The 10,653-nt window shown below is 57.9% G+C and carries 7 protein-coding genes; 3 read left to right on the forward strand and 4 right to left on the reverse strand.

The genetic code is table 11. From position 1 onward, the window contains the following. The coding region (locus AB4043_RS06985; protein ID WP_442306742.1) for a phenylalanine--tRNA ligase subunit beta at window positions 1-1,340 on the reverse strand (1,340 nt) is incomplete at its 3' end. A 603-nt stretch (window positions 1,341-1,943) separates the two neighbouring features. Here AB4043_RS06985 and AB4043_RS06990 point away from each other — a divergent pair. Then, window positions 1,944-2,114 (forward strand): hypothetical protein, encoded by a 171-nt coding sequence (locus tag AB4043_RS06990; protein WP_442306743.1) that lies wholly within the window; start codon window positions 1,944-1,946, stop codon window positions 2,112-2,114. 201 nt (window positions 2,115-2,315) lie between these two features. Here AB4043_RS06990 and AB4043_RS06995 read toward each other — a convergent pair whose 3' ends face one another. From AB4043_RS06995 to AB4043_RS07005, 3 genes are all read right to left on the reverse strand, one after another. Beyond that, window positions 2,316-2,636, reverse strand: a complete 321-nt coding sequence (locus AB4043_RS06995) for a hypothetical protein (protein WP_442301525.1) — start codon at window positions 2,634-2,636, stop codon at window positions 2,316-2,318. A 159-nt stretch (window positions 2,637-2,795) separates the two neighbouring features. Beyond that, entirely contained in the window at window positions 2,796-2,945 is a 150-nt protein-coding gene (locus AB4043_RS07000) for a hypothetical protein (protein ID WP_442306744.1), read from the reverse strand. Between the two features lie 253 nt (window positions 2,946-3,198). Further along, window positions 3,199-6,738, reverse strand: a complete 3,540-nt coding sequence (locus tag AB4043_RS07005) for a carboxypeptidase regulatory-like domain-containing protein (RefSeq protein ID WP_442301527.1) — start codon at window positions 6,736-6,738, stop codon at window positions 3,199-3,201. Window positions 6,739-6,993: 255 nt separating this feature from the next. Here AB4043_RS07005 and AB4043_RS07010 point away from each other — a divergent pair, with 255 nt between their 5' ends. Then, entirely contained in the window at window positions 6,994-8,208 is a 1,215-nt protein-coding gene (locus AB4043_RS07010) for a hypothetical protein (protein ID WP_442306745.1), read from the forward strand. Window positions 8,209-8,260: 52 nt separating this feature from the next. After that, complete coding sequence (locus AB4043_RS07015) at window positions 8,261-10,411, forward strand: dipeptidyl-peptidase 5 (RefSeq protein WP_442301529.1); 2,151 nt, start codon at window positions 8,261-8,263, stop codon at window positions 10,409-10,411. The last annotated feature ends 242 nt before the right edge of the window (window positions 10,412-10,653 follow it).

Consider the following 10,653-nt stretch of genomic DNA (forward strand, 5'->3'; position numbering starts at 1 on the left):
ATACCGGGCAGCAGCGAAGGGCGCAGGTTACCGGCTTCCTCATTCAACGGATTGCCCATCGGCACACCGCTGCCGGCGAAGGTCTGCGAATCAGCTTCAGAGGCAAAGGTACTGGAGATCGCTTCCGTGAACCCCGCTGCAAGCAAAGTCGACCGCACCGCACGCTCCGGAGCCTCATAGGGCAGCTCCACCACTCCACCAGAGAACGACGGCAGYGTATTCTCGAAGCGGTTGTAGCCATACACGCGTGCGACCTCTTCAATCAAATCGATCTCGCGCTCAAGGTCGAGCCGCCACGAGGGCAGCGTCACCGCATAGGCGCTATCGCCGGCAGGAGCCAGCACGCAGCCCAGGGCACGCAGATACTGCTCAACGACACAGGCCGTAATGCCTTTGCCATCGGTTGTGGAGCCAAGCAGGCGCTGTACTTCACTCACGGCCAACGCAATGGGAGCGCGTTTCGTTGTCTTTGCTTCGATCTCCGGAATCAGAACATCGGTCATGGCTCCGGTCAGCGTGCCGCCGCAGAACTGTACAAGGAGCTTCGAGACCAGTGCATTGGCTGCCGGAGCYGCCGCGATATCCGCACCGCGCTCGAAACGATGTGAGGCATCCGTATGCAGACCGTGACGGCGCGAGCTTCGGCGAATGCTCGACGGATCGAACCAGGCAGCCTCCACCAGGATGTTCTTCGTCTCTTCCGTGACGCGCGAGTCCCAGCCACCCATCACGCCGGCAAGGCCAAGGGCCTTCTTCTCGTCAGCGACGACCAGATCATCGGCCTCAAGCACCTTATCGGTGCCGTCCAGTAGCTTGATGGTCTCGCCCTTACGGGCCGTGCGCACCACAATGGAGCCCTCAATTTTATCGAGGTCGAAGACGTGGGTCGGGTGACCCATCGCCAGCCAGGTGTAGTTGGTAATGTCGACCGCGTTCGAGATCAGCTTCTGCCCCAGTGCTGCAAAACGCGAGGCGATGTCGCCCTCGGTAGCCTTGACGGTGACGCCGCGAATCACCTGGGCTGTGAAGCGTCCGCACAGGTCTTTGGCTTCAATACGCACCGGGTGAGACTCTCCTGCGGCGGGAGCAGGCAACGCCGGATCCAGCGGCTGCAGCGGAACGTCATAGATGGCTGCTGCTTCACGGGCTACGCCGTAGTGGTTCATCGCATCCACGCGGTTGGTGGTGATGTCCATTTCGAACAGAGAGCCGTTGCCGTCGTTCAACTCGAAGACACCCTCGACGGCGATGCCACGCAGGGTCAGGTCATCGGCCAGTTGACGGTCAGAGACAGTGAGCGCAGGAAGGTAGGAGCGGAGCCAGTTGGAGAGGATCTTCATTGCCAAGGTACTGGCAATAGTCTATCGAACCCGCGGCTGTGACCGTCTGGGAGCAGGGCGTATCGATAAATTCGGTTGAGCCATTACCTTCGTTGCCCCATTCTTCGCGGCTTTTTGCGAGGGGCGGGGGTCCCCGGCGAACTTGTTCGCTGGGGCTTAGCGTGGGGTATCGCGCTTTGCGCGACCGTGTTTCTATCTTTCCAACGACAGTTCGGAAAAGGTTGATACGAGTGCTTGGGATGGTGAAGGCCGGGCCCATGTCCCCGAGGGCCACCACCCCAACGAACAAAGGTCGTTGGGGGCCCGGACATGGGGCACCTGGTGCATGGGTTCTATCCAATTTGTCGATTACACCCTAGTAATAGTCCGCGCACGACATGTAATACCCGCACTGGTCACAGATCAGCTTGCATCGGCGGCTGGTAAGGCGCGCCGAGCACGTCGGACAGTACACTTGGTGGTGTTCGCCGGGCAGCGGGCAGCTTTCCGTATCCTCGGCGGCCGCCTCAACCGTTTGTTCAGGTTGCGTCTGCATGGCAGGAGCATACACCTGCAACGCGAAAAAAATCGCAGCATCTAACCCGGTACAAGGAGAAAGAATCGATGGCTATCGCAGATCGCACCGCAACCGCGGTATGGAAGGGTGGACTGAAGGACGGAAGCGGCGTTATCTCGACGCAGAGCGGCGTTCTGAAGGATCAGGAGTACTCTCCACGAGATCGCGGACGGCGCCAAGAAGAACTGCCCCATCTCGCGTCTTCTCGCTGCTGCTGAAATCACCCTCGACGCCACTCTTTTGTAAATCAGGCTTAAACAAAAATCCCCGCTCCTATTGGAGCGGGGATTTTTATACGTTGTTCCTTAGGAGCATTTTCCCTGTTGCTGGGTATCCCGGAAGGGTGTGCAGCGGCGTTTTCATTGCGGAAAACGCCCATGGATACGGAAGCCCTGCACTACACCTACAGGGAAAATGCTCTAGCGAATACGGACTCCGAAGCTGAGGCCCGGGCGATAGTAGTAGGGCGGCGGTACCGGCCGCACATACACCGGACGCGGAGCGTAGTAGACAGGTCTCGGTCCGTAGTAGCCATAAGGCCGGTAGCCATAGGGGCGGTAGTAGCCGCCATAGTACGGCCGATAATAGGGCGGCGGAACCGGACGAGCCACGACTACCGGGCCGCCAACCTGAACACCAACCGCAACCTGGGCCTCGCTCTTCTGCGGAGCGGCGATAAACATCGCACCGGCCAGTGCAGCACCTGCAATCCACCTGGAAATCGTCTTCAGAGCATTCATCGCATTTGCCTCCTGCGTACATCAGGTTGAACGGGGAACTTCGCTTTGTGTTGCGCGCAACCTTTCAAAAATCCCGGGTCGCTGCTGTAACCTGCTGATTTCAAATAAGAAAAATGCGGGGCGGGAAGGTGCGCCCGCCCCGGGTGGAAGATCTTTTAATTAGCGGCGTCCGTAGCCGTACCCATAGCCGTGGTCACGGTCATAGCCGCGTCCGCGATCATGGTCGTAGTCCCGACGGTAGTCGCGGTCATAGCGGTGTTCGCGCTCCCAACGCTCGTGCTCCCAGTACTGGTGCGCCAAACGAGACATGCTGCGCCTCAGCTTTGTGTGAGAGACCGAAGAACATCACGGCAGCCATTGCCGCTCCACCCATCCACTTCGTTGCCGACTTGATCGTATTCATATGCGGTAACCTCCGCCTTACGTTCTGCTCAAACGCGCTTTATCGCGCGTTGTTTCGCGCAACAAACATCCCTGCAACGGGTTGCGAGGCGGTAATGTTAGCCGGGTAACAAAAAAGGGAGCCCGAAGGCTCCCTTTTTTGTTATCGGTTTGTGCTTCGTTAGAAGAGAACTCGTCCGCCGACCTGGATGACGCGGACGCCGCCACCGCTGCCGGTGATCTGGCCGAAGTTCGATGCGGACATCGACGCCGAAGGTCCACCCAGGTTGACCAGGTTGAAGACGTTCTGGAATTCGCCGCGAAGCTGGAACTTCACTTCTTCGTAGACATTGAAGCTGCGGAAGAGCGAAGCATCGACATTGCGGTAGCCAGGGACGTCGAGCGTCGCAGGACGCGTGTTGCCCAGCAGACCTCCAGGACCGACACCCGGGCAGCCGGCGTCCGTACCCGGACGGCAGTACACGGAGGTATCGAACCACTGCTTCATTTCGGCCACGCGCGAGCTCTGCGGCAGCGTATGGGCAACGGCGCCAGGCTTCAGGCTCGGACGGTTGTTGCCCAGGCCGGAGAAGTAGTTGTCGTTACCGGTGGTGACGGTGAAGGGCTGGCCGCTGTTCGCAGTCCAGATACCCGTGACGGTCCAGCCATTCAGGGCCGTACGCACAAGACGGTTGTACTGCGTGAAGTAGTCGGGCTTCCAGACGAAGGACATCGTCATCATGTGACGGCGGTCCTGGTCAGAACGCTGACGGTACTCCAGTTCGGGGTAGTTGGCATCGACGAAGGTGCCGTTCAGGCCGCTTGTGGAGTCCAGTGAGTTGCTCTGCAGCGTCTTGCTCCAGGTGTAATAACCGCTGGCGCTGACGTGATGCGTCAGGCGCTGCTCGATCTTCACCTGCAGACCGTTGTAGTTCGAGTTCTGGTTCGAGCGGATGATCCAGACGTTGCTGTAGGTTGGGTTCGCCGCCGAAAGGCCGAACTGCGCGTTCAGAGGGCGCCGATTGTTGATCGTTGCGCTCGTATTCGCGTAACCGCAGGCCTTGGTGGTATCCGGGATCTTGTGAGCGGTATCTGTAAAGCAGGAAGGACCGGAGAGTCCAGTGTCCGGGTTGATGTTGAAGATTGGTCCGTTGATGTCGTTGTACAGCGGCGATTTGCGATTGAGCGAACCCACGTAGTTTGCGCTCAGGGCGAGGCCGTTGCCGAACTGCTGCTGGAAGCCGAAGTTGATCTGGATCGAGTACGGCCAGCGGTAGTTCGGATCCATCGCTACGAGCTGGTTGAACGGAAGGAAAGATGCTGTGCCCGTCTTGTAGTCGAACTGGAGAGATGGATAGGGGTTCGTGCCCGTTGGGAACTCCGTCGGGTCACCCTGGTACGGATGCGTGAGCGACGCCACTTTGGTGTAGCCGCTGTTACGCACGGCGTACGGAGCGTAGTTTGACGGGAACTCCCACTGGTTGCCGGAGATGCCGCCGAAGAACAGCCCGGCCGCTCCATGGAACACAGTCTTGCCTTTGCCGTCCGGGTCCCAGTTGAAGCCGAAACGGGGCGAGACATGGTTGAGCGGAGTGAACGCACCGCCATTTGGAACGCCAGGATCACCCGGGAACTGCATACCGAGCGGAGCCAGCTTCTGCGTCGTCCCGATGATCGATACGTTCTGGAATGCATGTGACTGCGCACCCGGAACGAAGTTGGAGTTCATGTGGCGGCTGTCGGTCGGCGCCAATTGGATGTCGTAGCGCACACCGGTGTTCAACGTCAGGTTCGGAAGGATGCGCCAGTCGTCCTGGGCAAACATGCCGTAGCTGAACCAGTTCGCGTTTGCGTACAGGCCGGTGTCCTGGCCCATGCTCGAAGGGCGTCCCGAGAGAAAATCAGCCAGAGCGTTGGTCGTGCGGGCAAAGGTGCTGCCGGTCGTGCTCGAGAAGCTGAACGATCCATAGTTGTTCAGCGAGGTCAATTGGAAGTCCTTCTCCAGGCCGGCTTCGCCACCGAGGTACAGTGAGTGATTGCCACGGGTCGTCGAAAGAACGTCGCGGACAGCATAGACGTTTGCCCCTGCCTTTGGTCCGGTGATGGCCTGGGTCAGCGTGAAGCCCTCMACGCCGCCAATCGAGATCTGCGCCAGTGAGGGAGTGCCCACCACACCCAGGTCGGAGCCGAAGTCCGCCAGTGTCTGCTTCGATGGATCTCCCGAGACTGCATTCCGTCCGCCGTTCTGCCGCGTGTAGCTCAGCCAGAACTGGTTGACGGTGCGGCCGCTGACCGTCCATATATCGCTGATGTTTGCATTCTGCTGCTTGTTCTTGTAGTCAGAGGACGACCACTGCTGTGTAAAGCCGCCCAGATTGACGTGTAGCTTGTAGTTCAACAGGAAGTAGTTCAGGGTCACCCGGTGTGCCGGCGTGATCTGGTGATCCGTCTTGATCAGATACTCCTCGTTCTGTTCCGGTGCGGGTTCGCGTACGCGATAGGTATATTGCGTATCCCCTGTCTGGAATGGAAGCTTCGGTTGCTTCGTGATCGCGCTGCGAATGTAAGTCAGTATGTTGACGGCTGTCGGGTCACGGAACTTCAGCTTGTTGCCCGGCAATGGTTGCTTGTAGGTCGGGCTGTTGGGATCAGGATCGCAGACCAGGAACTTCTGGTTCGCATTGTCGAGGGATGTGGGGGTGTCGCTGCACTTGGTGATGTCCGAGGGCATGTTCTCGGAGAAGTCGCCGTTGAGCTGCGCCACACTCGGCAGGCTGCCGCTGTTGGTTGCTGTTGTCCGAAAACGATACACACCGAAGCTGCCGAAGAAGAAGTCCTTGTTCCGGCGGATCGGCCCGCCAAACGTCGCGCCAAAACGATGCTGGTTGTAGTCGCCCTTGGTGCTGGAGTTATGAGCGACAGAGTTGAAGTTCTTATCGCGGAAGAATTCGAAGACCGATCCGTGGAAACTGTTTGAGCCGCTTTTGGTCACAACGCTGACCACAGCCGAGGAGTAACGCCCCAGTTGCGCGCTGTAGTTGTTGGTTACGACGTTGAACTGGCTTACCGCGTCGGGATTCGGCACCTGGTTACCCGAGTTGCGGAGGCCGGTCATGTTCAGCCCGCCGTCCAGATAGTAAGAGACTTGGCCGACGAAGCCGTCTGTCGATCCGTTCACCAGGACCTTGATCTCCTGGTAGCCCAGGTTGTTGACCGTGTTCACCGACTGTACGCCGGGTACAAGCTGCAGCAGACGGTCAACGTTACGGTTTACCAGCGGCAGGTTGTCGATCTGCCGGTTGTCCACCGTCGAGCCCAGCGTCGCGGATCCCAGGTTTACCAGCGGGATATCAGCCGTCACGTTGACGGTTTCAGCCGTGGCTCCGATCTCCATCTCCAGCGTCAGGCCGGCGCTCTGCATCACGGAAAGCTCGATGCCCAACCGCTCCAGCGTCTTGAAGCCGTCGGCCGTCACTGTAATCCTGTATGGGCCAATGGGAAGGAATTCTTCGCGGAAGGAACCATCTTCCTTGGTTTTGCCGACGCGGATGAAGTTGGTCTGCGTTTGCGTGAAGGTAACGGTGGCGTTTGGGACCACCGCACCGGTTTTGTCGGTCACCGTTCCGAACATCGTCGCCGTGCTCAACTGGGCGAAGGCAGTCGTCAATCCGGTGCAGAGTAATAGCGCGATGATTAACGCGCAACTACGAACTATTCGCATTCTCTAGCTCTCCCTATGAAAGGTGATCCAGGTCATTCCTCGGGATCACCCACAACGCCTCAGGAGCTCTTTTGGGGCTTCCTTAAGGCCAAAAGCCACGCTCGTCTCTCAAGTCACAACTTGCAAGTGACTCACTGTTTGAAACAGAGTGTTCGCTCCCGGTACTGAAGAAAAACGTTTGTCTCAAACATGGGACAAACAATTGGTGGATGACCGGAAGTGCTGATGTGCGCTATGATTGCGGCTTATYAGCAAATGTCCACGGTTGGTCTAGAGCGGGTCTTATGGACGCCTGTCACAGAGGCGGACCGGGAAGAGGTGCGCGCCTCGCTGCAGAAGGTGCTAAGGAGTCCGCAGTTCTCCAGCAGCAAGCGCTACCCGGCCCTGCTGAAATATCTGGTCGAGAAGACGCTCGAAGGCCAGGGCGATCAGCTCAAAGAGCGGACCATCGGTGTCGAAGTCTTTGGCCGCCCGGTGGACTACGATACCAATACCGATACTGCTGTCCGTTATTCCGCGGGCGAAGTGCGAAAGAGACTTGCTCTTTATCATCACGCCCGCGAAGCTGACCCAATCCACATCGTCTTATCAACGCGGTCGTATGTGCCGGAGTTTCAACGGCTTGAGGCGACAGAGAGCGGAGTGGTGCAGGTAAGCCCAGCTCCCGTGGACGATCGGGCCTTTGCCGGACTGATAGCAGAGTTGCGATCTGCCGAAAAGTGGAAGCGGACCGCGCTGGCATCCATCTCTTTGCTGTGCCTCCTTATATTAGGAGCGGGCTTTTTATGGGTGCGCGGCTTTCTACACAGGGATGCGTTGGCCGGCTTCTGGCGTCCTGTACTCGAAACGAAGCAGCCGGCTTTGATTTGCCCAGGCGGTGTAGTGTTCTCCGCGGCCTCGCCATCGGGGACAAAGGTAGCCGATCAGTCCATCCCAGATCCGTTTCTCTCCTTCGGAAGTACTCTGGCAGTGGGGCGGGTAGCGGTGGTTTTAAACGGTCACGCCGGTCAGTATCGAGTCCAATCGGCTGCAACGACGACGCTGGCCCAGATCTCAGATGGTCCCGTCATCTTTATTGGTGCGTACAACAACCAGTGGGCTCAGCGTTTTCTCGAGCCGCTTCGTTTCCACTTCCAGCCGAAACCCGACGAAGCGATCCTGGATCATGCAAATCCAGGAAGGATCTGGAGACGGGATCCTTCAAAACCTTTCGATCAGAAGCCTGATTACGCCATCGTCGCTCGCTTCCGGGAGGCGTCAACGGCGAACACAATCGTCGTGATCGCAGGACTGCAGCGATTTGGGACAGATGCCGCATCGCAGTTCGCGGTGAATCCGGAGCTGCTGGCACAGCTCGATCGTCGCTTAGGACCGGACTGGATCCATAAGAACATCGAAGTGGTGCTGAAGGTAGATGTTGTTGATGGACGAATCGGCGCACCGCAGATCGAGGACGCCGCTATCATCTAGGCGCCGAGGTGGCTCAGAACGTTTGTGAGGACGGGCGTAGACTAATCTCCTCATGCGATCCCTTGTTCTCTTCAGCGCAATCACCGTCGGCGCGGTCGTAGCCGCTTCCGGGCAGGCAAAACGCCCGATGACCTTTGAAGACCTGCAACAGATCAAGCGCGTTACCGACCCGCAGATTTCGCCATCAGGAAAATGGGTAATGTTCTCGGTCACTTCCGTGGATCTGGCTACTAATAAAAAGACCATGCACCTCTATACCGTTCCCGTCGACGGCAGCGCGAAGGAGAAGGCTATCACTGCGGGCAAGGACGGAGAGACTGCAGGCCGCTTCTCTCCTGATGGCAAACAGGTGCTCTTCCTCTCCAGTAATGAGGGTAGCCAGCAGATCTATCTCGCGCCCTGGGATGAGCAGCAGGGAATCGTTGGCCCCTCGCAGAAGCTTACGAGTATCTCGACCGAAGCTGATGGAGCCATCTGGTCTCCAAAGGGCGATTGGATCGCGTTCGTCAGCGAGGTCTATCCGGAGTGCGCGACTGAAGGTGCTGTAGACGATGCCTGCAACAAGGCAAAGGACGATGCCGCAGCAAAGAGCCCGGTAAAGGCTCAGATCTGGGATGGTCTTCTCTATCGCCATTGGGATCACTACCAGGGATCGAAGCGAAGCCACGTTCTGTTGGTCAGTGCCGATGGCAAGCAGATGCACGATGTGACACCCACACGCGATATCAAAGACCACATCGCTCCTACCTTCTCGCTCGGCGGACCCGTGGGCTATGCGTTCTCGCCCGACGAGAAAGAGCTGGCCTACGTGGTGAATATGGACGAGGTTCCGGCGGCCAGCACCAATAACGATATCTACACGGTGGACCTTACTGCTCCGAGTGCAAAACCGGTCAAGCTTACGACCTCACCCGGCAGTGATGATGGTCCGGCGTATTCGCCTGATGGGAAGTACCTTGCCTTCCGTTCGCAGGCGCGAGCCGGATATGAGTCAGACCGCTTCCGGTTGATGTTGTATGACCGGGAAAAGAAGACGACCAGAGAGGCAGTCAGAAAATTCGACAACTGGGTGGATGAGTTTACCTGGTCGCCTGATTCGAAGCATATCTACTTCGCTTCGGGTTCGGAGGGGCAGGAGCCTGTACTTGCTGTTGAGATTGATGGTCAGGCTGCCGGGGAAGCAAAAGACGTCGTGCATGGAGCGGAGTTCAGTTCTCTAGCTCTGGCGCCTGACGGCAAGACATTGATTGCGGCTGCGATGAAGGTAGACCGCCCGGCAAGTATCGTCTCGGTGGCAACGGCAGGCCCGTCGGATCATTACGCGGAGTTGCTAAAAGGGAATGATGACCTGATCCATCAGCTTGAGCTTCCGGCGATGGAGTCCTTCAAGTTCCCAGGCGCCGGTGGCACTTCCGTGCAGGGCTTCATCATCCGCCCGCCGAACTTTGATTCGCAGAAGAAGTATCCGCTGAAGTTCCTCATTCACGGCGGCCCCCAAGGCGCCTGGGGCGACGCATGGAGCTATCGCTGGAACCCCGAGCTCTTCGCCGCTAACGGCTATGTCGTTGTGATGATTAACCCGCGTGGATCCACGGGGTATGGCCAGGCTTTCATCGATGGTGTGAATGGAGACTGGGGTGGTAAGTCATACATCGATCTGATGAAGGGCCTCGACTATGCCGAAGCGCATTATCCATTCATTGATAAAGACCGTGAGTGTGCTCTCGGAGCGAGTTATGGCGGTTTCATGGCCAACTGGATTCTGACGCATAGTCATCGCTTCAAGTGCATTGTGACGCACGACGGCATGTACAACCCGCAGTCGGCCTACGGCTCTACAGAAGAGATGTGGTTTAACGAGTGGGAGTTCCGTCGTGCCGGTGACAAGGAACCTGGCCAGCCGTGGCGTTACGCGTCCTTATCCGCCGCGCAGGATCCCTTCCGCAAGTGGTCGCCCATGCTGAATATCAAAAACGCAAAGACACCCACGCTGGTTGTTCATAGTCAGAGAGACTACCGTCTCGATGTCAGTGAAGGCTTCCAGCTCTTTACCGCGCTGCAGCGGCTTCACATACCCAGCAAGATGCTGTACTTCCCGGATGAGGGCCACTGGGTGCTGAAGCCGCAGAATTCGCGGCTGTGGTATCAGACGGTCAATGACTGGTGCGACCGTTGGACTCATAGCAACGCTTACGCAAAGTAGCGCTGAAGGCGCGTTCTATACCAGCCTGGGGCAACGCCCCAGGTCTCGGATGCTCACAAAAAGTTAAAGGGCTGAAGGCCCGCTCTATAACTCTGCAGTGAATCGAATTTGCCGCTATGTCGTAGTTAAACGAAGAGGGGATTCAGCCACGCTGAATCCCCCTTTCACGTTGATGCTGCCGGCCAGGCCTACGGCTCAATGACGATGGAGAAGTTGAAGGACTGCGTCGATCCTCCATTTGC

It is taken from the genome of Terriglobus sp. YAF25 (assembly GCF_052113305.1).
GTDB lineage: Bacteria > Acidobacteriota > Terriglobia > Terriglobales > Acidobacteriaceae > Terriglobus.